This window comes from Pseudomonas sp. WOUb67, from assembly GCF_050058005.1.
Taxonomy (GTDB): Bacteria; Pseudomonadota; Gammaproteobacteria; order Pseudomonadales; family Pseudomonadaceae; genus Aquipseudomonas; species Aquipseudomonas putida_R.
This window is the reverse complement of the sequence record NZ_CP170112.1, coordinates 5,640,420-5,662,839: the sequence shown is the minus strand read 5'-3', so window position 1 is coordinate 5,662,839 and position 22,420 is coordinate 5,640,420. Positions and strand designations below refer to the sequence as shown.

General features: G+C 62.5%; 23 protein-coding genes and 1 tRNA gene. 11 read left to right on the top strand and 13 right to left on the bottom strand.

Features of this window, described 5'->3' with window-relative positions; genetic code table 11:
- Positions 1-222 precede the first annotated feature (222 nt).
- On the top strand, positions 223-1,173 hold the full coding sequence (locus ABOC32_RS25050; RefSeq protein WP_426809274.1) for an IS110 family transposase: 951 nt from the start codon (positions 223-225) through the stop codon (positions 1,171-1,173).
- A gap of 209 nt (positions 1,174-1,382) precedes the next feature.
- Here the strand turns inward: ABOC32_RS25050 and ABOC32_RS25045 are convergent, their stop codons facing one another.
- Positions 1,383-2,321 carry a ZIP family metal transporter gene (locus ABOC32_RS25045; RefSeq protein ID WP_426809273.1) on the bottom strand — a complete coding sequence of 313 codons (939 nt, stop codon included), beginning with the start codon at positions 2,319-2,321 and terminating at the stop codon, positions 1,383-1,385.
- Between the two features lie 126 nt (positions 2,322-2,447).
- Here ABOC32_RS25045 and ABOC32_RS25040 point away from each other — a divergent pair, with 126 nt between their 5' ends.
- From ABOC32_RS25040 to ABOC32_RS25025, 4 genes are all read left to right on the top strand, one after another.
- Complete coding sequence (locus ABOC32_RS25040) at positions 2,448-2,639, top strand: PLDc N-terminal domain-containing protein (RefSeq protein WP_012271091.1); 192 nt, start codon at positions 2,448-2,450, stop codon at positions 2,637-2,639.
- Positions 2,640-2,879: 240 nt separating this feature from the next.
- A complete protein-coding gene (locus ABOC32_RS25035; protein WP_426809272.1) occupies positions 2,880-4,937 on the top strand; it encodes an LTA synthase family protein in 2,058 nt (685 codons plus the stop codon).
- A 181-nt stretch (positions 4,938-5,118) separates the two neighbouring features.
- The gene (locus ABOC32_RS25030) at positions 5,119-5,355 is read left to right on the top strand and encodes a hypothetical protein (RefSeq protein WP_016500955.1); all 237 of its coding nucleotides are present in this window, start codon (positions 5,119-5,121) and stop codon (positions 5,353-5,355) included.
- Between the two features lie 180 nt (positions 5,356-5,535).
- Positions 5,536-5,868, top strand: coding sequence for a ribonuclease E inhibitor RraB (locus ABOC32_RS25025; protein ID WP_426809271.1), 333 nt, complete (start codon positions 5,536-5,538; stop codon positions 5,866-5,868).
- Positions 5,869-5,955: 87 nt separating this feature from the next.
- Here ABOC32_RS25025 and ABOC32_RS25020 read toward each other — a convergent pair whose 3' ends face one another.
- Complete coding sequence (locus ABOC32_RS25020; RefSeq protein ID WP_426809270.1) at positions 5,956-6,756, bottom strand: c-type cytochrome; 801 nt, start codon at positions 6,754-6,756, stop codon at positions 5,956-5,958.
- 528 nt (positions 6,757-7,284) lie between these two features.
- Between ABOC32_RS25020 and ABOC32_RS25015 the strand changes: the two genes are divergently transcribed.
- Positions 7,285-8,016, top strand: a complete 732-nt coding sequence (locus ABOC32_RS25015) for an amidotransferase (protein WP_426809269.1) — start codon at positions 7,285-7,287, stop codon at positions 8,014-8,016.
- 136 nt (positions 8,017-8,152) lie between these two features.
- On the opposite strand, the gene ABOC32_RS25010 is transcribed toward ABOC32_RS25015, so the two are convergent.
- The 3 genes from ABOC32_RS25010 to ABOC32_RS25000 all read right to left on the bottom strand — a co-directional run bounded on the left by ABOC32_RS25010 (position 8,153) and on the right by ABOC32_RS25000 (position 10,759).
- Positions 8,153-9,124 (bottom strand): magnesium and cobalt transport protein CorA, encoded by a 972-nt coding sequence (locus tag ABOC32_RS25010; protein ID WP_024717731.1) that lies wholly within the window; start codon positions 9,122-9,124, stop codon positions 8,153-8,155.
- Positions 9,125-9,193: 69 nt separating this feature from the next.
- Entirely contained in the window at positions 9,194-9,907 is a 714-nt protein-coding gene (locus ABOC32_RS25005; RefSeq protein ID WP_426809268.1) for a lysophospholipid acyltransferase family protein, read from the bottom strand.
- 162 nt (positions 9,908-10,069) lie between these two features.
- Positions 10,070-10,759 (bottom strand): crotonase/enoyl-CoA hydratase family protein, encoded by a 690-nt coding sequence (locus tag ABOC32_RS25000; protein ID WP_426809267.1) that lies wholly within the window; start codon positions 10,757-10,759, stop codon positions 10,070-10,072.
- A gap of 198 nt (positions 10,760-10,957) precedes the next feature.
- Between ABOC32_RS25000 and ABOC32_RS24995 the strand changes: the two genes are divergently transcribed.
- Positions 10,958-11,047: transfer RNA gene (locus tag ABOC32_RS24995), tRNA-Ser, on the top strand.
- 188 nt (positions 11,048-11,235) lie between these two features.
- On the opposite strand, the gene ABOC32_RS24990 is transcribed toward ABOC32_RS24995, so the two are convergent.
- The 3 genes from ABOC32_RS24990 to ABOC32_RS24980 all read right to left on the bottom strand — a co-directional run bounded on the left by ABOC32_RS24990 (position 11,236) and on the right by ABOC32_RS24980 (position 15,336).
- Entirely contained in the window at positions 11,236-13,368 is a 2,133-nt protein-coding gene (locus ABOC32_RS24990) for a TonB-dependent siderophore receptor (RefSeq protein ID WP_426809266.1), read from the bottom strand.
- 179 nt (positions 13,369-13,547) lie between these two features.
- The gene (locus tag ABOC32_RS24985) at positions 13,548-13,928 is read right to left on the bottom strand and encodes a hypothetical protein (RefSeq protein ID WP_426809265.1); all 381 of its coding nucleotides are present in this window, start codon (positions 13,926-13,928) and stop codon (positions 13,548-13,550) included.
- A gap of 220 nt (positions 13,929-14,148) precedes the next feature.
- Positions 14,149-15,336 (bottom strand): MFS transporter, encoded by a 1,188-nt coding sequence (locus ABOC32_RS24980; protein ID WP_426809264.1) that lies wholly within the window; start codon positions 15,334-15,336, stop codon positions 14,149-14,151.
- 107 nt (positions 15,337-15,443) lie between these two features.
- Between ABOC32_RS24980 and ABOC32_RS24975 the strand changes: the two genes are divergently transcribed.
- On the top strand, positions 15,444-16,328 hold the full coding sequence (locus ABOC32_RS24975) for a LysR family transcriptional regulator (protein ID WP_426809263.1): 885 nt from the start codon (positions 15,444-15,446) through the stop codon (positions 16,326-16,328).
- A gap of 122 nt (positions 16,329-16,450) precedes the next feature.
- Here ABOC32_RS24975 and ABOC32_RS24970 read toward each other — a convergent pair whose 3' ends face one another.
- A complete protein-coding gene (locus tag ABOC32_RS24970; RefSeq protein WP_426809262.1) occupies positions 16,451-17,200 on the bottom strand; it encodes a 3-oxoacyl-ACP reductase family protein in 750 nt (249 codons plus the stop codon).
- A gap of 118 nt (positions 17,201-17,318) precedes the next feature.
- Here ABOC32_RS24970 and ABOC32_RS24965 point away from each other — a divergent pair, with 118 nt between their 5' ends.
- The gene (locus ABOC32_RS24965) at positions 17,319-18,257 is read left to right on the top strand and encodes a LysR family transcriptional regulator (RefSeq protein ID WP_426809261.1); all 939 of its coding nucleotides are present in this window, start codon (positions 17,319-17,321) and stop codon (positions 18,255-18,257) included.
- 113 nt (positions 18,258-18,370) lie between these two features.
- Here ABOC32_RS24965 and ABOC32_RS24960 read toward each other — a convergent pair whose 3' ends face one another.
- Positions 18,371-18,841: a GreA/GreB family elongation factor gene (locus ABOC32_RS24960; RefSeq protein ID WP_426809260.1), complete on the bottom strand. Its 471-nt coding sequence runs from the start codon at positions 18,839-18,841 to the stop codon at positions 18,371-18,373.
- A gap of 2 nt (positions 18,842-18,843) precedes the next feature.
- Positions 18,844-19,242 (bottom strand): hypothetical protein, encoded by a 399-nt coding sequence (locus tag ABOC32_RS24955; protein ID WP_426809259.1) that lies wholly within the window; start codon positions 19,240-19,242, stop codon positions 18,844-18,846.
- Positions 19,243-19,371: 129 nt separating this feature from the next.
- Here ABOC32_RS24955 and earP point away from each other — a divergent pair, with 129 nt between their 5' ends.
- Positions 19,372-20,505: an elongation factor P maturation arginine rhamnosyltransferase EarP gene (earP, locus tag ABOC32_RS24950; protein WP_426809258.1), complete on the top strand. Its 1,134-nt coding sequence runs from the start codon at positions 19,372-19,374 to the stop codon at positions 20,503-20,505.
- 48 nt (positions 20,506-20,553) lie between these two features.
- Positions 20,554-21,126 carry an elongation factor P gene (locus ABOC32_RS24945; protein ID WP_028634770.1) on the top strand — a complete coding sequence of 191 codons (573 nt, stop codon included), beginning with the start codon at positions 20,554-20,556 and terminating at the stop codon, positions 21,124-21,126.
- A gap of 256 nt (positions 21,127-21,382) precedes the next feature.
- On the opposite strand, the gene ABOC32_RS24940 is transcribed toward ABOC32_RS24945, so the two are convergent.
- Both ABOC32_RS24940 and ABOC32_RS24935 read right to left on the bottom strand, forming a co-directional pair.
- Positions 21,383-21,811, bottom strand: a complete 429-nt coding sequence (locus tag ABOC32_RS24940; protein WP_426809257.1) for an organic hydroperoxide resistance protein — start codon at positions 21,809-21,811, stop codon at positions 21,383-21,385.
- A 139-nt stretch (positions 21,812-21,950) separates the two neighbouring features.
- The gene (locus tag ABOC32_RS24935) at positions 21,951-22,406 is read right to left on the bottom strand and encodes a MarR family winged helix-turn-helix transcriptional regulator (RefSeq protein ID WP_086978066.1); all 456 of its coding nucleotides are present in this window, start codon (positions 22,404-22,406) and stop codon (positions 21,951-21,953) included.
- Between the last annotated feature and the right edge of the window lie 14 nt (positions 22,407-22,420).

Genomic DNA, 22,420 nt, shown 5'->3' with positions numbered 1-22,420 from the left:
CAAGCCAGCTTGTGTCTTCAACGCTCATTAAACTCAAAAGGGTGAGAGCAGTGGATGGCAGACTGATAGCCAGCGGTGCCTAAAGCACGAGTGGGAGCCTAGTCACCATCCACCTCTCACTCTGACCCTAAGCCCGAACAGTTGAATGAGCGGCAAACTCGAAATCACAAGCTTGGGCTAAGTCAGAGTGCTCTCACTTCTTCAGTGTAAGAGGGCGTGGCGATGATTTCCTACTTCGTTGGTCTCGATATTTCGCAAGCGACTCTGGATGTGGGGTTTTTTCCTGAGAAAATCCCGCATTTTCAAGTCAAGAATGACCCTGAGGGCTTCGCGCAGTTAATCGCATGCCTGAGCGAGCTTGAGGTCGAGCGGGTTTTGCTTGAGGCCACGGGCGGCTATGAAAGGGCCGTGCTCAGGGCCTTGCGCCGGGAGGGGCTGAATGTAGTTCGGGTCAATCCCAAACGCTCTCGCGACTACACAAGTGCCATGGGCAAGATTGCCAAGACCGACAAGATCGACGCTCAAATGCTGGCGAAATTTGCTCGTGAATTCGAGGATTTACCGCAGGTCGAGCCCAACCTGGATCGGGATGAGCTGGGAGAGCTGATCAAGCTGCGGGGCAATCTTGTTCAGCACCGTGACGACGACAAGCGCCGGATCAAGCAAACCATTTGTGCGACAGCTATCACCACCTATACAGACCACATCGTTTATCTGGGTGAAAAGATCAAGGAACTGGACGAAGCGATTGAAAAAGCCTCGAACGTACTGGATAGCGATACGACCAGGCGGCTGATGTCTGTTAAGGGGATAGGGGTCATCACTTGCGGCACGCTCATGGCGTACCTGCCTGAGCTTGGAACCGTGACGGGGCGTAAGATCGCCGGCTTGGCAGGGCTAGCGCCCTACAACAACGACAGCGGTAAGAAGAATGGCCCCAGATCGATCGAGGGCGGACGCTATCGAGTCCGCTGCGCGATCTACATGTCGATGTGGTCGATGATCAGGCACGATCCGGATTTTAACGCTCGGTATAACGCCCTGATGGCTCGTGGCAAGCGTGCGAAGGTCGCTGCAGTGGCTTGTATGCGGGTGCTGTTGGTGCAGCTGAATGCGATGCTGCGAGACGGAACAGAATGGAAAGAGCCGAAACTCAAGGTGCCCGCACCCTGATAGCAACAGAGGATTGATTTGCTGAAACGCGGGCTTCGCCAGCGACACCGCTACGCGGGATCGCTGGCGAAGCTATGCCTAGCGGGGGCAGCTTCAAAAAATCCTCAAAGACAGTTGCTCCCACAGGCTCACCACAGGGTTTGAACCCAGTGTTGTACCTGTGGGAGCTGGCTTGCCGGCGATAGGGCCTGCACAGCCAACCCAAAACTTCAGCCCAGCGCGGTATCCAGAAACATCATCACCGCAAACCCGCCCATCAACCCCAGGGTCGCCGCCGTCTGGTGCCCGTTGCGGTGGGTCTCGGGTATCACCTCGTGGCTCACCACAAAGATCATCGCCCCCGCCGCCAGCCCCATGCTGATCGGGTAGGCGAGGGCAAAACCGGTTGAAATCCCCAGGCCGATCACCGCCCCCAGCGGCTCCATCAGCCCTGACCCGATCGCCACCAGCGCAGCCTTCAGGTTCGACAGCCCGGTGGCGCGCAAGGCCAGCGCCACGGCCAGCCCCTCGGGGATGTCCTGGATGGCGATGGCGCTGGTCAGCGGCAGGCCGATGTTCATGTCGCCATTGGCGAAGCTCACGCCAATCGCCATGCCTTCGGGCAGGTTGTGCAGGGTGATCGCCAGCACGAACAACCACACCCGGCTGATGCGCTCGGCCTCGGGGCCGCACGGCCCGGTGCTTTCGTGCTCATGCGGGGTGAAGCGGTCCAGGCCCAGCATCAGCAGCACGCCCAGGCCCATGCCCAGCACCACGGTAAAGGCCGCAGCGGGGCCGTTGCCGGTGATCTCGCGGGCGGCGTCCAGGCCCGGCAGAATCAGCGAGAACGAACTGGCGGCCAGCATCATGCCGGCGGCAAAGCCCAGCATCACATCCTGGGTGCGGGCGCTGACATCGCGCAGCACTACCGCCAACACCGCGCCCAGGGCGGTGGCGCCGAACCCGGCCAACCCGCCCAGCGCGGCCAGGTGCAGGTTGTCGGCATGGTCGCCGTTCACTGCATTCCAGAAGCTGGCCGCCAGCAGCACGCACACTGCCAACAGGCTCAGGCCCAGGCCGGCGCTGAGCCAAGGCGTGTTGGTGATCTGCTGGCGCCAGGCATGCAGCAGTGAGGGTGGGGCTGCGCTTTGGCTGTGGGCGGGTGGCATACGAACCTCGAATCAATGAATACAAGCAGTCTACTCAGGGACCTTCGCCAATCGCCAAGGATTCCCTTCTATTGGCGCGATAGCTGACTATGCTGTGCAGCAAAGCCTCTGGACAGGAGTTTCGGCATGGGGTCTACATTCAACAGCCTGGTCGGGCTGATCATTCTGGCGCTGGATATCTGGGCCATCCTCAATGTGATCAAGAGTGGCAGCGAGGTGGGCATCAAGGTGTTGTGGATACTGCTGATCGCCTTGCTGCCGGTGGTAGGGCTGGTGATCTGGGCAATTGCCGGGCCGCGCGGGAATGTGCGCATCTGAACGCCTGTGCCGGCCTTTTTGCGGGCTTGCCCGCTCCCACAGGTACTGCGCCGCTCTCGAGAGTTGTGGGGTTCCTGTGGGAGCGGACAAGCCCGCGAAGAGGCCGGCACAGACAAAAGCCGCAACATCCCAGTGACAAAATTTTCACATTGGTTTAAACAGAATCCGCTCCCGCACAATGCTGCGTTGGTCTAGCGCCACCGCCTCTCCGCAAACCGTAATCCTAGGACCTTCCCATTCATGGCTAACACGGACGCCTTGAAGCAACAGGGCGCGCGAACGTCGTTTTCGCCGACCCTGAAATCCCACCTGGCCTACACGCTGCTCAGCGGCCTGGTGATCATGCTGATGCTCAGCCTGGTGCGCCTGGCGCTGCTGGTCTACAACAGCGACATGATCGGCGATACCCCGTATACGACCGTTGCCGAAGGCTTCCTCAACGGCTTGCGCTTCGACCTGCGGGTAGTGGTGTACCTCAGCATTCCGCTGCTGCTGGCCATCCTCAGCCCTTGGGCCATGGCCCGGCGTGGCGTGTTCCGCTTCTGGCTGACCCTCACCTCGAGCGTGGTGATGTTCCTCGGCCTGATGGAAATGGACTTCTACCGCGAGTTCCACCAGCGCCTGAACGGCCTGGTGTTCCAGTACATCAAGGAAGACCCGAAAACCGTCATGAGCATGCTCTGGTACGGTTTCCCGGTGGTGCGCTACCTGCTGGCCTGGGCCTTCGGCACCTGGCTGCTGAGCCTGCTGTTCAAAGGGATCGACCGCGCCACCCGTGGCGATGGCCTGCAGCGTGTTGCCCCGGGGTACAAACGCGTGGCGGTGTTCATGGTGATTCTGCTGGTGGCCGTGGTCGCTGCCCGCGGCACCCTGCGTCAAGGCCCGCCAATGCGCTGGGGTGATGCCTTCACCACCGACTCCAACTTCGTCAACCAGTTGGGCCTGAACGGCACCCTGACCCTGATCGACGCCGCCAAGAGCCGCTTCGGCGAAGACCGCGCCAACATCTGGAAGCCGGTACTGGAGCAGAATGTGGCCACGCAGAGCGTGCGCGAACAGCTGCTGACCGCCAACGACACCCTGGTCGATGCCGACGAGGCTGCCATCCGCCGCGACTTCGTGCCGCCGGCCGAGCGCACCCTGCCGATCAAGAACGTGGTGGTGATTCTGATGGAGAGCTTCGCCGGCCACTCGGTGGGCGCGCTGGGCAGCCCCAACAACATCACCCCGTACTTCGACAAGCTGGCCAAAGAAGGCCTGCTGTTCGACCGCTTCTTCTCCAACGGCACCCATACCCACCAGGGTATGTTCGCCACCATGGCCTGCTTCCCCAACCTGCCAGGCTTCGAATACCTGATGCAGACCCCGGAAGGCGGCCACAAGCTGTCTGGCTTGCCGGCACTGCTGAGCGCCCGCGATTACGACGACGTGTACGTCTACAACGGCGATTTTGCCTGGGATAACCAGTCCGGGTTCTTCGGCAACCAGGGCATGACCACCTTCATCGGCCGTAACGACTTCGTCAACCCGGTGTTCTCCGACCCGACCTGGGGCGTGTCCGACCAGGACATGTTCGACCGCGGTAACGAGGAACTGGCCAAGCACGACGGCAAGAAGCCGATCTACGCGCTGCTGCAGACCCTGTCCAACCACACCCCGTACGCGCTGCCCAAAGACCTGCCGGTCGAGAAGGTCACCGGGCAAGGCCGCCTGGACGAGCACCTCACGGCCATGCGCTATTCGGACTGGGCGCTGGGCCAGTTCTTCGAGAAGGCGCGTAAAGAGCCTTACTTCAAGGAAACCCTGTTCGTCATCGTCGGCGACCACGGCTTTGGCAACCACCAGCAAGTCACCGAGCTGGACCTGGGCCGTTTCAACGTGCCGCTGCTGCTGATTGCCCCGGGCATTCAGGAGAAGTTTGGTGCGGTGAACCACACCGTGGGCACCCAGGTCGACATCGTGCCGACCATCATGGGCCGCCTTGGTGGCGAAACGCGTCACCAGTGCTGGGGCCGCGACCTGCTCAACCTGCCTGAGGGTGACCAGGGCGTGGGTATGATCAAGCCGTCTGGCAGCGAGCAGATCGTCGGCCTGGTGCAGGGCGACCGCATCCTGATCGAGTCCAAGGACATGACCCCGCGCATGTACCGCTACCAGCTGGGCAGCGAGTTCAAGGCCGAGCTGATCGAAAGCCCGGACCAGCCGGAAATGCTGAAGAAGCTGGAAGCGTATATCCAGACGGCGACCAAGAGCTTGCTGGATAACACCGCCGGTGTGGTACACGGCACACCGAAGTAAGTGTTCCATTCGCGGCTAAAGCCGCTCCCACAGGGATATCATCGCCTTCGAGGTCTGTGACATCCCTGTGGGAGCGGGTTTACCCGCGAAGAGGCCCTCACAGACTGAACATTCTCTCAGCCCCAAGGTCAGTTGATCAGGCATCACACTTTGGTGTCTCTGGATTGGGAGGACTTGTTCAATGAAAGAGTGGGAAGTCACTTTTGCCGATCAAAAAGGCGAACCGTCCACCATGATGCTGCGGGCTGAGCATCGTCCCAGCGAAGAGGAGGCCGCAAGGGCCATCCGTTCGCAGCTGTTCCCGGTGATGGACGAGCTGGACCTCAACGACTTCCAGGACCGTACCATCTCCCCGACCGCCCGCTGGCTCAAGGAGCATAGTGGGGTGACCATCACCAGCATCCACGAAGCGCCTTGACCCACACGTTTGCGTGGCGCCTGTTCAGGCGCTACGATGATCAAAGGTGCCTGCCTATTCTGCGGGTTGGCGCCGTTTCAATTCGCGTCTTGCATCAGCTCGAACTGTTCGGCCATTGATTGCCGGCAGGTGCGTAGTGCACGGAAAGTCTATCCATTGCTTTATTCAGGAGGACGATTCATGAGCAGCCAGAACGACGATATCAGCACCAACGTCCTGCGCCAGATGAAAGCAGGCGGTTTCGACTTCACCCAGATCCACCCCATCGAGTTCTATGCCGTATTTCCCGACGAAGCAGGGGCCCGCCGTGCCGCCGGGCAGTTTCGTGGGGAATCGCTAAATGCCCAGGTGAAAGAGCTGGGCGACGGTGCCTGGCACCTGGAACTGAGCAAGGTCATGTACGCCACCTATGGCGGGATTGGCGACTTTGAAGAGGCCTTTGAGCAGCTGGTGACACCTTATGGGGGGGAGGTGGAAGGGTGGGGCGTCAAGCACGAACGGCCCACTGCCTGAAGGATCTGTTGCCTTCTTCGCGGGTATCTCATTGCCTTCGAGGCCAGTGATATCCATGTGGGAGCGGGTTCACCCGCGAAGAGGCCCTCAAGGTTTACGCGATTTCATATGGCCTAAATAAGCCAACAACGCATCCAGCTCCTGTTCACTCAGCACACTTTCAGCAAACCCCGGCATCTTCGCCTGTGGCCATTGCCGCAGGCTTTGCGGGTCGCGAATCAACTTGCGCAAGTAACCCGGTTGAAAGTACTCGGTCGGGTTGTGCGGCACATTCAAATCCGGCCCCATCTGCGCATCCCCGGCACCGTTCAGGCGGTGGCACGCCATGCAGTTCTGCTGGAACAAGGCAAAGCCCTGGCGTACTGGGCTGTCAGCTGGCAACTTCGGGTCGGGCAGCAATGCCGGGAACCGCGTCTCGACAGCCGCCAGTTTACGCAGGGTAGATATCTGGAATGGCCACTGCTCCGGGCGGATGCCGCTGGCCTGCGGCTGAGTCCAGACGAGATAAAACGGCCCCGCGCCGGGTTTGCCCTTGCCCAGTGCCGGCCACGGTTTGTCGGGGTCTTCCACGGCCAGCCAGGCCCGTGCCGGCCCTTGCTGCAGCAGTGGGGCGGCGGGCATTTCGGCGGCAAAGCCATCCAGCGCCACGGCTTGCAGGTGATCGCTGGGGCTCACGCCTTCCAGTAGCGTGGCCAACGGCACCGCCCGATAGTGCATGGGGCGTTTGTAGGAAACATCCTGATCGACGCTGATATCCTGCGCCTGTGGGTGGCCGAGCAGGTCGGCGCTGCTCCACTGGCGCGCGCTGGCGCCCAGTTCGAGGTGCAGTTGCGCCGCCGACAGCGGCAGGCTCAGAAACAACGCAAACAGGGCAAGGCAGTGGCGCATGGGCAATCTCCGTCCATCAAGGCCGGCAGGTTACCTGTGCGCTGCCTGTTGGCGCCACCGCCACTGTCAGCCGAACAAACGTGTCAGGTTCGGCAAGATCAACAGCAAAGTCGTGGCAAAGAGAATGAGCCCAGCTTGGCGAATTTTCGATTGTCTGAACATGGCGGACCGCCTTCTTGTTGTTATTCCTGAATACCCGTTGGCTTCCTTGTCGCGCTTCGGGTCGATCACAGTGGCACCGCGTGGCGCCTGAACTGCCTGCCTCTTGAAAGTCGATATACAACCAACAGTAGGGTGTGTGTCAGCCATGTTTGAGAACCCTTTGTTCTAATTGTCTGGTCCAGTGATTTCCATTGGCTATGAGGCCATGTGCCATCTGGCTGGCATGCTCTGGCTAGACAGTGGCGTAAGTGCCAGGCGGATGCCGACGAAATGTGACCGTTCGTCAGTGCAGCCTACTTGCTTGTACGTGCCTTTCGCGTCAGTCTCTACAGCAGATTCCCACCCATGTCGTTCAGGACTACCCCTATGTCGTTACGCATCTGCATCCTTGAAACCGATGTCCTGCGACCGGAGTTGACGGCGCAGTACCAGGGCTACGGCAGGATGTTCGAGCAGCTCTTCTCGCGTCAGCCGATCGCCGCCGAATTTCGTGTCTACAACGTGATGCACGGCGACTACCCCGCCGACAATGAAGTGTTTGATGCCTACCTTGTGACGGGCAGCAAGGCCGATTCGTTCGGTACCGATGCCTGGATCCAGACACTCAAGGCCTACTTGCTGAAGCTGTACGAGCGTGGCGAGAAGCTGCTGGGTGTGTGTTTTGGCCATCAGTTGCTGGCGTTGACCCTGGGTGGCAAGGCCGAGCGGGCCGACAAGGGGTGGGGCGTGGGCATCCATCGCTACTCGCTGGCGGCCCATGCGCCGTGGATGGACCCGGAGGTGTCGGAGCTGACCTTGCTGATCAGCCACCAGGACCAGGTGACCGAACTGCCGGAAGGCGCCACGGTGATTGCATCAAGCGATTTCTGCCCGAATGCGGCGTACCACATTCGTGACCAGGTGCTGTGCTTCCAGGGCCACCCGGAGTTTGTGCACGACTACTCCCGCGCGCTGCTGGACGCCCGCCAGGCGTATTTGGGGGATGAGGTGTACCACAAGGCTGTGGCCAGCCTGGCCAGCGAGCACCAGGGCGACCTGGTGGGGGAGTGGATGATGCGCTTTATCCAGCAGCCGGCGAGCAAGCACGACGTCGCCTGAAGCCGGCGCATACCGCTCTTTGTAGGAGCAGCCTTGTGCTGCGAAGAGGCCCTCATGACAGATGCATTTTTTGTGCTCATGAGGGCCTCTTCGCAGCACAAGGCTGCTCCTACAGGGGGGGGCGCCGGGCCTGAAGTCAAAGCCAGCCCGACTTCTTGAAACTGGCAAACAACCCCGTACACCCCAGCACGATCACCCCCAGCACCCCGAAATACCCGTAGTGCCACCCCAGCTCTGGCATGTTCTGGAAATTCATCCCGTAAATCCCGGCAATCGCCGTAGGGAACGCCAGGATCGCCGCCCAGGCCGCGAACTTGCGTTGCACGATGCTCTGCCGTGACGACTCCAGCAGCATGCCGATCTCGATGGTCTGGCTGGCGATGTCACGGATGCCGGCCAGGTCTTCCATCTGCCGCGTCACGTGGATCTGCACATCACGAAAATACGGGCGCATGTTCTTGTCGATAAACGGGAAGCTCAGGCGCTGCAACTCCTCGCTCACTTCCACCATCGGCGCCACATAGCGGCGCAGGCGCAGGATGTCGCGACGCAGGCTGTGCAGGCGGCGGATGTCGTCTTCCTGCAACGAGCCGCCGAGCACGCTTTGCTCCAGCTCTTCGATCTCGCCATGAATGGCTTCGCTGACCGGCTGGTAGTTCTCGGTGACGAAGTCGAGCAGGGCGTACAGCACGAAGTCCTCACCGTGCTCCAGCAGCAGCGGCCGGGCCTCGCAGCGCTGGCGCACCAGGGCGTAGGACTTGGAGTGGCCGTTGCGGCAGGTGATGATGTAGCCGTTGCCGGCAAAGATATGGGTTTCGATGAACTCCAGCTTGCCTTCGTGGCGCACTGGCGAGTAGGTGACGATGAACAGCGCGTCGCCGAAGGTTTCCAGCTTGGGCCGGCTGTGTTTTTCCAGGGCGTCTTCGATGGCCAGTTCGTGCAGGTTGAACTGGCATTGCAGGTTGGCCAGCTCCTCGGCGTTGGGCTCTTCCAGGCCGATCCACACAAAGTGCCCCGGCTTGCGCGCCCACTCGCTGCCTTCGTCGATGCTGATGTTGGTGACCTTTCTGCCGGCGCTGTACACCGCCGATGCCACGACTCGACCCATGGTTGCCCGCTTATTCCGGTTGAACACGGGGTATAGCTTGGGCCGTACCCGGCCCAAGAGCAACCCGCTTCAGGCCAGCTCGTGTTCCATGCGGTCGATGCATTGCTGCATCTGCACCCGGCACTGCTCGATCAGCGCCGGAATGTCCTTTTGGGTCATGCCGGCCGTGGCAATAGGCGGCAGCGAGCGCACGACTACGGTGCGCTGGCGCCAGCTGTTCAGGTTCATGCGCGTGGCGTAGCGGCTGACGCACACCGGCACAATCGGCACACCCGCCTCGATGGCCATGTGGAACGCGCCTTTCTTGAAGGGCAGCAAGTGTTCGCCAGGGTTACGCGTGCCTTCGGGGAATACCCAGATCGAGGTGTCGTCCTGCAGCACGCGGGTGGTTTGCTGCAGCGCCTTGCGTGCCTGGTAGCTGTTCTTGCGGTCGATCAGCACGTTGCCGCCCAGCCAGAACAGCTGGCCGAACAGCGGCACCCAACCCAGGCTCTTTTTGCCGATGGCCACGGTGCGTCGTGGCACCGCCTGGCCTATCACGAACAGGTCGTAGTTGGATTGGTGGTTGGCGATGATCACGCAACCGGGCGGCTGGTCCCACAGCGGGCCGACCTCGGCCTTGACCTTGATGCGCATCAGCCAGGTGGCCGGCCGGCTGTAGAGGTGGGCGAATACCCGGCTGTTGTCGGGGTTGAAGGGGCGGCACAGGCCAATGACCAGGCCCACTACGCCAACCACAAGGAAATGCAGCGCCAGCAGAAGCATGCGCAAAGAATAAAGCATGGTACGACTCACACCAGACGGTCGCCGGAGTGTACGGGTGTGCACTGGTTGGGGCAAACCTTGGTGTGAGCATGTTCCAACCCTTTCGCGGGTGAACCCGCTCCCACAGGTATCGCGCTATCCCCTGTGGGAGCGGGTTTACCCGCGAAGAGGCCAGTGCAGCTAGCCCATATGGTGCTGGTCCAGCTCGATCGCCTTGTCCAGCGCCTCCAGCAGCCCTTTGCGCACTTTCAGCTTGGTGTTCTTGTGCGCCAGCATGTTCAGCTTCTTCAATTCGCGCGCCGCAGCCAGTGCCGCTTCCTGCAGCTGCTCGGCCGGCACCACCTTGTCAAGGAAGCCGGCATCAACTGCCGCGTGCGGGTCGAACACCTCGGCATTGATTACCGAGCGGTGGAAGGCGGCGCGGCGCAGGCGGTCGCGGGCCAGCTCGATGCCGGCATGGTGCATGGTCATGCCGATCTGCACTTCGTTCAGGCACACCTTGTACGGCCCTTCGACGCCAATGCGGTAGTCGGCCGACAGCAGCAGGAAGGCGCCCTTGGCCACGGCATTGCCCGGGCAGGCGACCACCACCGGGAACGGGTGCGACAGCAGGCGGCGGGCGAGGGTGGAGCCGGCGGTGACCAGGCCGATGGCCTCTTTCGGGCCGCTGGTCATCACCTTGAGGTCGTAACCACCCGACAGGATGCCTGGCTGCCCGGTGATGATCACCACGGCTCGCTCTTCGGTAGCGCGGTCGAGCGCGGCATTGAAGGCGGTGATGACGTCCGGCGAGATGGCGTTGACCTTGCCGTTGTTCAGGGTCAGGGTGGCGATGCCGTCTTCGGCGTGGTAGGTAATCAGCTCGCTCATGGCAGAGTCCTTTTGTTGGCGTGGCGACGACGTTACCCAGCGCCAGAGGCCAGGTAAAGCAGCAAGGCTGACTGGTCGGTCAGCGTTTACCGCGGTCCAAATGCAAATACATGAAAAAATTGAAAAAAGTGCTTGCCAAAGGGAATGGCTTTCACTAAATTAGCGCACCTCGACGGGCCGCACGGCTTGAAGAGAAACGGTGAAGTGTCCGAGTGGTCGAAGGAGCACGCCTGGAAAGTGTGTATACGAGAAATCGTATCAAGGGTTCAAATCCCTTCTTCACCGCCACATTCTACGAAGAGCCCCCGCGCTGAAAAGCACGGGGGCTTTTTGTTTTCAGGGCCATTGGGGCCGCTTTGCGGCCCATTCGCAGCGCAAGGCTGCTCCTACAGGAGGGCGCGAGCCCTGCAACTGGCGCATTCCCTTGTAGGAGCAGCCTTGTGCTGCGAATGGGCTGCAAAGCAGCCCCAACAAACCTAGAAGCTGACCGAAGCCGACAGCCGAGCCGTGCGTGGCGCGCCCTGGAACAGGTAGTTATCCCCCAGGTAATCCCCCACATCGCGCCAGTAGCGTTTGTCGAACACGTTATCCACAGTCAGGCGCAGCACCGTGTCATACCCGCCAACGCGCGTACGATACCGGCTCCCCACATCGAACACGGTATACCCGCCAACCTCCACGTTCCCCGCCTGGCTCGCATACTTGCTGGCGCTGTAGCGCGCCCCGCCCAGCAGTGCCAAGCCCGGTACCGGAAGGGTGTACTCCGCCTGCAGCGCTGCCCGGAACTTGGGCACGTTGATCGCCTGGTGCCCTTCATAGGCATCGGTACCGCTGTTGTTCACCCGCGCACGAATGGCTGCGGCGCTGGCCTGCACCTGCAGGTTCTGCGTAACCCAGCCGCTGGCCCCCAGCTCCAGGCCGGTGTTTTTCTGCTGGCCTTGCTGCACGTAGGTGAAGTTGCCAGCACCGTCCGGGCGTGCGTACTGGTAGGCCTGGCGGATCTGGAACAGCGCGGCGCTGAGGCTCAGGCCCTGCCAGTCGTGCTTGAGGCCCAGTTCCAGTTGGTGCGAAGTCGTGGGCGCGAGGATTTCGGCGGCGTTGCTGGCAAACCAGGGTGCCGTGCCGCCGGCAGACAAGCCCTTGGCGTAGCTGGCATATACCGTGGTGTTCGGCTGCGGCTTGTAGATAAGCGCAGCATTGGGCAGCAACTCATATTGGCGGGTATGGCGCCCGGCAACACCGTTCTCGTCCCAGGTCTTCTCATCCAGGCGCACTTCGCGGGCGCCCAGCACGGTCTGCCATTGCTCGTTGAAGCTGATGCGGTCGCTGACGAACACGCCGTACTGACGGCTGTCCAGGCGGCGTTCGCTGGCGCCGACAGGTTTGTCAGACGGGTCGAAGGCAGGGGCGCCGGTGTAGATGTTGCCGGTACCGAGCCACTCGTTGTAGTACGGCCGCTGATCCAGCGTGCGCCGTTGCGCACTGGTGCCCACGGTCAGTTCATGCCCCACACCCAGCGCATCGAAATGCCCGTTGAGCATGGCCTGTGCCTCATCGGTGCGGCGGGTATCGTCGGGGCTGCGGAAGTCGTAGATGTCGTAGTCGCCGTTGCTGCCAAAGAACGCGCCTTCGCTCGAACCCCAGGCAAACGCGCTGTAATCGTCGATCACCACCTTGCTGCGTGAGGCACTCAAGGTGCCGGTCCAGGCCTCGTTGAAGCGGTACTCGAAGCGCCCGCCCAGGTTCAGCGAGTCGTTCTGCACCGGCTTTGCCCAATCCTGGTAAGCCAGGCGGTCATCAGGGTTGATGCCGTGAGGCACTTCGGTGCCGCCGAGTAATTGGTAGCCCGGCACCGAGCGCTGCTCGCGGTGCTGGTATTCGGCATCCAGTTGCAGGGTGGCATCCGGGCTGATCTGCCAGTCGAAGGCCAGCGAGGCGAAGTCACGCTTGCCATCGGCGTGGTCGACGTAGGAACGGATGTCTTCGTGGGCCAGGTTGGCGCGCAGGCCGAACTGCTTTTCGCTGCCGAACCAGCCACCCAGGTCGGTGGCCAGGTAGCGTTCGCCCTGTTCATTGGTCGACACCGTGACGCTGCGTACATCTTCGGCGCGCTTGGTCACGTAATTGATCAGGCCGCCCGGCTCCGACACACCGCTTTGCAGCCCGGACAGGCCCTTTAACAGCTCTACCTGCTGCTTGTTCTCCAGGGCCACGTTCTGCTCGCCGGCGATGGTCTGGCCGTTGATGCGGTAGCTGCTGGCGGCGTTCAGCTCGAAGCCCCGCACGTTGAAGTTTTCGTAGTAGCCGATGGGGGCATAGCTTTCGCCAACCGAGGCGTCGCTTTGCAGCACTTCGCTGAGCTTGCGCACCTGGCGGTCTTCCAGCAGTTGCTGGCTGAACACGCTGACCGAGGCGGGGGTGTCGAGCAAGGGCGCGGGCTGGAAGCCGCCCACCGCTGCCTGGCGTGCCTGGTAGCCGTCATTGGCGTAGGTGTCGGACACCTGTAGCGGGGCCAGCACCACGCTGTCTTCGGCAAGCACATGGGGGCAATGCAGGGCCAGGCCCAGGCTGAGCAGGCTCAGGGGCAGGCGGGGGTGACACGGGGGCATGCGGGGGCTCCTGGATGCGCATACCTGTGCGGGCCTCTTCGCGGGTGAACCCGCTCCCACAGGGTTATCACTGAACCTTGTGGGAGCGGGTTCACCCGCGAAGAGGCCCGCACAGGCCATGAAAAAGGCGGCATCTTAGCAGCCGCCTTCAGCATAAAACGATCCAGGCCCCGCGATATTCAGTCCTGGTTGGCGGGGCGTTTGTGCTGCCGCCAGCTGTCATCGATTTTCGACCAGGTCTTGCCGTCGGTAATGGCCATGAGCTTGCGCCCATCCTTGAAGGTGACCAGGAAGGTGGCCTCTTCCTCCTTGCCGCCTAGCCACAACCCGGCAAGCAACCCCACCGGGCCAGCCACCAGGGCGCCGGCCACGCCCCAACCCAGGGCGGTGCCCAGGCTGCGATTGGTTTCCAGGCTGGCCAGCCTGAGTTCGCTGATGCGGGCCAGGGAAATACGCTCGCCCGGGGAGGGGCTGCGCGGGGTCTTGAGTGTGAGCGATCCATTGCGATACTCGCCTTCACCTTGCAAGAAATCGCCGGATTGCACCGTGAGTCTTGTCATAAAGTCGTCCTGTCAGGGAAAGGGCATTTTCCAGCGACTACTGAGCGCTGCCCGGCCAGGCAAGTCAACGACCATGCGACGGAGGGTAGTGCGGTACATTGCCGCCGTGGCTAATGGCCTCTTCGCGGGCACGCCCGCTCCCACAGGCTTATCACTGCCCTGAGGCTTGTGATTCACCTGTGGGAGCGGGCGTGCCCGCGAAGAGGCCAGCAAGAATTTTTCAGGCCACCTGCACAGTGTTTATGCGCTTGCGCTCGGCCAGGCCCCACACCAGCAACGCCAGCCCGCCAATCACCAGGCCCGCCACCACAATGCCCATCCAGCCCTGGTACTGGAACAGCTGCGTGCCCAGCAACGACCCCAGCGCCCCGCCAATGAAGTAGCAGGTGATGTACCCGGCATTCAGCCGCGTGCGTGCCTCGGGGCGCAGGGCGATCACCGCGTTCTGGTTGCTCACGTGTACCAGTTGCACCGCCAGGTCGAGCATCAGCACACCCAGCAGCAGGGCCAGCAACGACTGCTCGGCAAAGCCCAGCGGTATCCACGACAGCAGCAACACCACCAGGCCTACGGTGGTACCCAGCGCGCCCTTGCCGCGGTCGGCCAGGCGCCCGGCCCAGTTGGCCGACAACGCACCGGCTGCACCGGCCAGGCCGAACAGGCCGATCACCGCATCCGAATAATGGTACGGGCCCTTGGTCAGCAGGAACGCCAGCGGCGTCCAGAACAGGGCGAACAGGCTGAACGACAGCAGGCCGAGCAGCGAGCGCAGGCGCAGCACCGGTTCTTCAACAAACAGGCGGAACACCGAACCGATCAGGGCCGGGTACTTCAGCCCGGCATGGCTGTGGTGCTGCGGCAGGCTGCGGTACAGCGCCACGGCGGTGATCGCCATCAGTACGGCGGCGAGCACGTAGATGCTGCGCCAGCCGCCCAGCTCGGCCATGAAACCGGCAGCAGTGCGTGCCAGCAGGATGCCCAGCAGCAGGCCGCTCATCAGCGTGCCGACTGCCCGCCCACGCTGATGCGGCTCGCTGAGGGCTGCGGCCATGGGCACGAGGATCTGCGCCACCACCGAGAACAGCCCGGTCAGCGCCGTGCCGAGGAGCAGCCAGGGCAGGCTCGGCGCACAGGCACTGATCACCAGGCCCAGGGTGGCAATGGCGGTCATCACGGTGATCAGCCGGCGCTGCTCGAACAGGTCACCCAGCGGCGCCAGCAGCAACAGGCCGGCGCCATAGCTGAGCTGCGCGGCGATGACGATGCTGCCGGCGCTGGCAGTGCTCAGGCCGAACTGCTGGGCGATGCTGTGCAGCAGCGGTTGGGCGTAGTAGTTGCTGGCCACGGCCAGGCCGGTGGCGGTGGCCATCAGCAGGATCAGGGCGCGGCTGAGAGTGGGGGCGTTCATGCGGTTCTCGTGGCGGGCAGTAGTAAGTGGGGGCAATTATCAGGAAGTGTCTGGCATGACACCAATGTATAGTTTTCAACTTATCCATCTTGAAAGCAGATAGATCGATGAACCTCAAGCAGCTCGAGTACGCCCTCGCCGTGGCCGACACCGGCAGTTTTACCCGTGCCGCCGAGCGTTGCCATGTGGTGCAGTCGGCGCTCAGCCACCAGGTGGCGCGGTTGGAGGCGCAACTGGGCGTAAGCCTGTTCGAGCGTAGTTCGCGGCGGGTGCGCCTGACGCCTGCCGGCGAGGCCTTCGTGCTCAGCGCCCGGCCAGCGGTGGAGGCGGCCCGGCGCATTGCCGATGACGTGGCCGCGGCCTGCGGGCAGGTGCGCGGGCGGCTGGCGATTGGTGAAATCAGCTCGCTCACGGCGCTGGACCTGGTCGACCTGTTGGCAGTGTTCCACGCTCGATTCCCCGATGTTGATGTGCGCTGGATCACGGCCAAGAGCGAATTGCTGATTGCCGATGTGGTCGAGCGGCGCCTGGACGTTGGCTTTATCGGCCTGTGGCAGGGCGAGGTGGTGCAGGGCGTGCAGCATCGCTTGCTGGCCCGGGAAGAACTGGTGGCGTTGTTGCCGGTTGATCACCGGCTGGCTGGCTGCGGGCAGCTGGCGCTGGCGGATCTTGCGGATGAAGTGCTGGTGGACTTCCCCGAAGGCACAGGGGCGCGACGGCAGACGGATGAGGCGTTCCAGGCCGCGGGGTTGCAGCATCGGGTGCAATTCGAGATCGGGCATGTGCGCCTGGTGGAAAAGTTCGTGCAGCGGGGCATGGCGGTGGGCCTGGTGCCGGAGCGGGTGGCCCAGGGCTTCGAAGGTGTGGCGCTGGCGCGGCTGGTGGATGCACCGGTGCGGCACCTGTATGCCGTGTGGTCCTCCAGCCCGACGCCGGCTGCCCGGGCTTTTCTGGAGGTGATGGAACAGCGGCTTGGGTCTGGGAGTGGATAAGCCTGCACCGGCCCTATCGCCGGCAAGCCAGCTCCCACTGGAACCCCACAGGTTCAAGGCCTGAGGTGATCCTGTGGGAGCTGGCTTGCCGGCGATAGGGCCGAAACAGGCAACCCATCAACTCAAGCTGCAAACCCACCATCAACGGTCAAGCTTGCCCCGGTGATATACCCGGCTTCTGGGCCCGCCAGGTAAGCCACAAAGCTGGCAATCTCCTCCGGCTCGCCATACCGTCCAATCGCCATCAACGGGATCAGGCTCTCGGCAAACTCGCCACTGGCGGGGTTCATGTCGGTGTCCACCGGCCCCGGCTGTACGTTGTTCACGGTAATGCCCTGTGGCCCCAGGTCACGCGCCATGCCGCGGGTCAGGCCAACCAGCGCCGACTTGCTCATGGCGTAAGGCGCACCGCCTGCAAAGGGCATACGCTCGGCGTTGGTACTGCCAATATTGATGATGCGCCCGCCCTGGCCCATGTAGCGCGCTGCGGCCTGGCTGGCAACAAACACGCTGCGCACGTTCACCGCCAGCATGCGGTCGAAGTCGGCCAGGTCGAATTCGGTCACCGGTGCCACCGTCAGCACACCGGCGTTGTTGACCAGGATATCCAGCCTGCCGAAGGCCTTCACGGCGTCATCCACTGCCAGTTGCACGGCGGCTGCGTCGGCGCTGTCGGCCCGCAGGGCCAGGGCTTTGCCACCGTTTTCGGTTATTTCGCCGGCCAGCTCTTCTGCCGGGCCTGCGGAGCTGACATAGGTGAAGGCCACCTGCGCACCTTCGCGGGCCAGGCGCCGTACGATGGCTGCGCCTATGCCGCGGGAACCGCCCTGAACCAGGGCCACTTTGCCTTCGAGTGAAAGTTGCTTGGACATGCTGATCTCCTGCTGGAAGCCAGGCCGAAATGCCTTGGATGGGCAAAGTATCGGCGCTTGATTACCTGCTGATAAGATGGCAATCACTATCTGCAGAGTAAACCTTGGGTTGCTAATCATGGCCGTGGAATCGTTCAACGCGTTGGAGTGCTTCATCCGCAGCGCCGAAGTTGGCAGCTTTGCCGAGGCAGCCAGGCGCCTGAGCATTACCCCCGCCGCCGTGGGCAAGCATGTGGCCCAGCTGGAGGCGCGACTGGGCGTGCGGTTGTTCCAGCGTAGTACCCGCAAGCTGACCCTGACGGAGGCGGGGCAACGTTTTCTTGGTGAGGTCGGCGACAGCTTCCGGACTATCCAGTACGCCGTGGCCAACCTGGCCAGCGCCGAAGGCCAGCCGGCCGGGCTGTTGCGGGTGAGCATGGGCACGGTGTTCGGGCGTTTGTACGTGTTGCCCCTGCTGGGCGAGTTCTTGCGCCGCTACCCGGCCATTACCCCGGATTGGCACTTCGACAACCGCCAGGTCGACCTGATTGGCCAGGGCTTCGATGCCGCGATTGGCGGTGGTTTCGATCTGCCGCCGGGGGTGGTGGCGCGCAAGCTGACCCCGGCGCACCGGGTGCTGGTGGCAGCACCGGCCTACCTGCAGCGGTACGCGCCGATTGACGACCCACAGGTACTGCAGCGGCACGACGGCATCCTGATCCGCTCACCGCAGACCGGGCGGGTGCGCTCGTGGCCATTGACCAGCCGCGGGCAGGCGCAGCAGCCGCTGCAACTGCGCCAGGCGATGACCATGAGCGATTCGGACGCGGCTTGCGCGGTGGCCGAGCAGGGGTTGGGCATTGCCCTGGTGAGCCTGCCGTTTGCCGTGCCTTACTTGCAGGGTGGTCGGCTGCGGCGCGTGTTGCCGGACTGGTACGTGGATGACGGGCATATCAGCCTGTATTTCGCCGAGCACAAGCTGATGCCGGGCAAGACCCGGGCGTTTATCGATTTTGTGGTGGAGCAGTTCGCCGCGCAGGGGTTGGCGGGGCGGTTTGATGCCTTGCAATCCCTATAGATGTGTTGCCTGAGAGGGCCTCTTCGCGGGCAAGCCCGCTCCCACAGGTAGAGCGCTACCCTCAGGTTTTGTGCGGTCCCTGTGGGAGCGGGCTTGCCCGCGAAGAGGCCCGTTCAGACAGCATCAACTATGAACAATGCCTGCGCTCCCAGGCTCACCTCGTCATCAATCTTCTTGCCCAGCAACTGCTGCCCCAGCGGCGAGCGCGGGGTGATCACGGTGACCAACTCATCCCCCTCGCCAATTTTCAGCCCAGCGGCCTCAGGCCCAAGGAACAACCGGCGCTGCCCGCCAGCTTCATCTTCCAGGGTCACCAGGTTGCTGACCTGCACCCCGCGCGCCGGGTCATGGTCGCGCAGCAGCAATTGCTGGTAGATCAGCAGCGCCTGGCGGATTTCGGCGCTGCGGCGGGCCTGGCCGGTGGCCAGATACGAGGCTTCCAGGCCCAGGGTGTCATACTTGTTTTCGGCAATGTTCTCTTCGGCGGTGGCCGTTTCGTAGGCGCTTTGCGCCGCGCGGGTCAGCACGTCGAGGTCATGCTCGAGGGTGGCGACGATCTGCGCCAGCAGGCGGGTCTTGTCCATGGTCAGTAGCAGAACTCCAGCACGTTGGCCTGGCTTTTGTCGGTGGGGGCGGTGCGGTTCTGCTGCATCCAGAACTGGCATTTGGGGCTGTTGAGGTTGCGCGGGTTGCCCTGGGCGGCCTCGGCGGCCTGTTGCAGTTCCTGCTTGTGCAGAATGTCCTTGTAGTGCTCGAACATCTCGGCCTGGGCATCTTGCGCCGGGGCTGGCGCCGAGGGTGCGGCAGGCCGGTACACACTGGGCGCCACGGCCTGGGCCAGCGGCTGCACCTGCTGTGGCCACAGTTGCAGCGCCAGCCACAGGCTTGCGGCAATGGCCACGGCGCCCAGCCACAGGCCAAAGGCAACGCATACAATCAACGGCAGCGGCTTGAGGGTGATTTTCAGTTCACGGTGGCGGGCCATGGCAGCCTCCTGGCAGGGTAGGTCGGGTGCATTGTCGCATGCGCTTGGGCATTTTTCCGCGCAGGTGCTTTTGTCGGCGACAATTTATCCGCAGAATTCGCGGTTTTTGCACCAGAACGGGAGGGGCGCATGAACGCCACCTGGGACATCTTCTGCAGTGTCGTCGACAACTACGGCGATATAGGCGTGACCTGGCGCCTGGCCCGGCAATTGGTGGACGAGCATGGTCTGGCGGTGCGCCTGTGGGTGGACGACCTCAACGCCTTCACACCCATGTGCCCGGGGGCTGATGCCGGCGCCGCGCAGCAGTGGCAGCACGGTGTGGATGTGCGTCAGTGGCCGGCCGCCTGGCAGCCGGTAGCGCCGGCGGATGTGGTGATCGGTGCCTTCGCGTGCCAGTTGCCGGTGGCCTATGTCGAGGCAATGCGTGCCCGCGCCACGCCGCCGCTGTGGCTGAACCTTGAATACCTCAGCGCCGAGGACTGGGTGGAGGGCTGCCATGGCTTGCCTTCGCCGCAGCCCAACGGCCTGCGCAAGGTGTTTTTCTTCCCCGGCTTTACCGATAAAACCGGTGGCCTGCTGCGCGAAGGCTCGCTGCTGGCGCGGCGTGACGCGTTCCAGCAGTCGGCCGAGGCACGCCAGGCGTTTCTGCAGGGCCTTGGTGTAGCGCCCGAGCACGGGGCATTGCTGCTCTCGCTGTTTGCCTACGAAAACCCGCAATTGGCCAGTTGGCTCGATGCCCTGGCCACAGGTACGCAACCGTGCCACCTGCTGGTGCCGCAAGGGCGCATCGTCGCGGGGCTGAGCCAGTGGCTTGGCGAGGCGCCGCTGCCAGTGGGCAGCGTGCGCAAGCGCGGGGCGCTGACCGTACAGGTGCTGCCTTTCGTCAGCCAGGACGACTACGACCGGCTGCTGTGGAGTTGCGACTTCAACGCGGTGCGCGGTGAAGACTCGTTCTTGCGTGCGCAGTGGGCCGGGCAGCCGATGCTGTGGCACATCTATGTGCAGGACGAGAACGCCCACTGGGAAAAGCTCGAAGCGTTTCTGGCGCATTATCGACGCGGCCTGTCAGATGAAGCCGATGCCGCCCTGCTGGGCCTGTGGCGTGCCTGGAACATGGACCGCGACATGGGCCAGGCGTGGCAGGCAGCCCGCCAGCACTGGCCAGAACTGCAACAGCACGCACGGCTTTGGGCGGTTCGACAGGCCGCTCAGCCGGACCTTGCCACAGCGCTAGTACACTTTTACCGAAATTCGCTATGATATGCGGCCTCGATTTTTATAAATCCATCCAGATTCGGATACTTCGTAATGAAAACTGGTAAAGAGCTGAAACCCGGTACCGTCCTGCGGATCGACAACGACCCGTGGCTGGTCCAAAAAGCTGAGTTCACCAAGTCGGGCCGTAACAGCGCGATCATGAAGACCAAGCTGAAAAACCTGCTGACCGGCTACAAGACCGAAACCGTCTACGGTGCGGACGACAAGCTGGACGACGTGATCCTGGATCGCAAAGAAGCGACCCTGTCGTTCATCAGCGGTGACTCGTACACCTTCATGGACACCACCGACTACACCATGTACGAGCTGAACGCCGAGGACATCGAAGCCGTTCTGCCGTTCATCGAAGAAGGCATGGAAGACGTCTGCGAAGCCGTGTTCTTCGAAGGCCGTCTGGTATCGGTTGAACTGCCGACCACCATCAGCCGTCAGGTTGTCTACACCGAGAACGCTGCTCGCGGCGACACCTCGGGCAAGGTCATGAAGCCTGCCAAACTGAAGAACGGTACCGAATTGCAGGTTGCCGACTTCATCAACATCGACGAGTGGATCGACATCGACACTCGTGAAGGTGGCGTGTACAAGGGCCGTTCCAAGAAGTAATCCTTCTTGTAATGAGCACAAAAAACCCGGCCTCGGCCGGGTTTTTTTATGCCTGCATTTTCGCCAGTTCTCGATGCTTGCTCTGACGGGAGCAACTGTCTTGCACCATGACCCATGGCTAACTCAGCACCCTGTAGGAGCAGCCTTGTGCTGCGAAGAGGCCATTGCAGCCGAAGATGATCTTTAGCGCTACCGGCCTCTTCGCAGCACAAGGCTGCTCCTACAGGGAATCGCGCGAACCGTCAGATTTCGCTGCTTAGACGCTCACGTGCAACCGCACATCCACATTGCCGCGGGTGGCATTGGAGTAAGGGCATACCTTGTGCGCTTTTTCCACCAACCCTTCGGCATCGGCCTGAGCCAGGCCCGGCAGGTTGATGAGCAGGTCGATGTCCAGGCCGAAACCGCCCGGGATCTGGCCGATGCCCACCTTGGCGGTAATCGAGGCATCTGTCGGCAGGGCCTTTTTCTCTTGCCCGGCTACAAACTTGAGGGCGCCGATGAAGCACGCCGAGTAACCGGCCGCAAACATCTGCTCGGGGTTGGTGCCGTCACCGCCTGCGCCGCCCAGTTCCTTGGGGGTGCTCAGGCTGACGACCAGCTTGCCGTCACTGGATTTGGATTTACCGTCGCGCCCACCGGTGGAGGTAGCTTCTGCGATGTACAGCGGAGTGACCTTTTGCATCTTGAGCCTCGCTAATGTGCTGTGCGCTCCCGGTTGAAGGAGGGCGGGGTTGGTGTGGGATTTAAATTAGCGCGCAATTAGTTTGCGCGCAAGATAAATCATCACCGCTCGTCCGAACGGCCATTTCACAGCATAGCGGTCAGAGGTTTTTCTGCAGGTTCTCACGCAGGTTCAGCAGGTCGGCCTGCAGTTTCTGCAACTGCTCCAGGCTGCGGCCGCTGGCCTTGAGGATGCACTGCGGCACTTCTTTGGCCTGCTGTTGCAGGGCGCGGCCCTTGTCGGTCAGTTGCACCATCACCACCCGTTCGTCCTCGCGGCTACGGTTACGCTGCAGCAGGCCTTCGCTTTCCAGGCGCTTGAGCAGGGGGGTGAGCGAGCCCGGGTCGGTCAGCAGGTGCTGGCTGATTTCACCCACGGTCAGGTCATCGCGCTCCCACAGCACCAGCATGGCCAGGTACTGCGGGTAGGTCAGGCCCAGGGCCTGCAGCAGCGGTTTGTAGACTTTGGTCATCAGCAACGAGGTGGAGTGCAGGGCGAAGCAGACCTGGTTGTCCAGCAGCAGCTCGTCACAGGAGGCTTGGGTGTCGGCGTTCATGCAGGTCCTTGAAA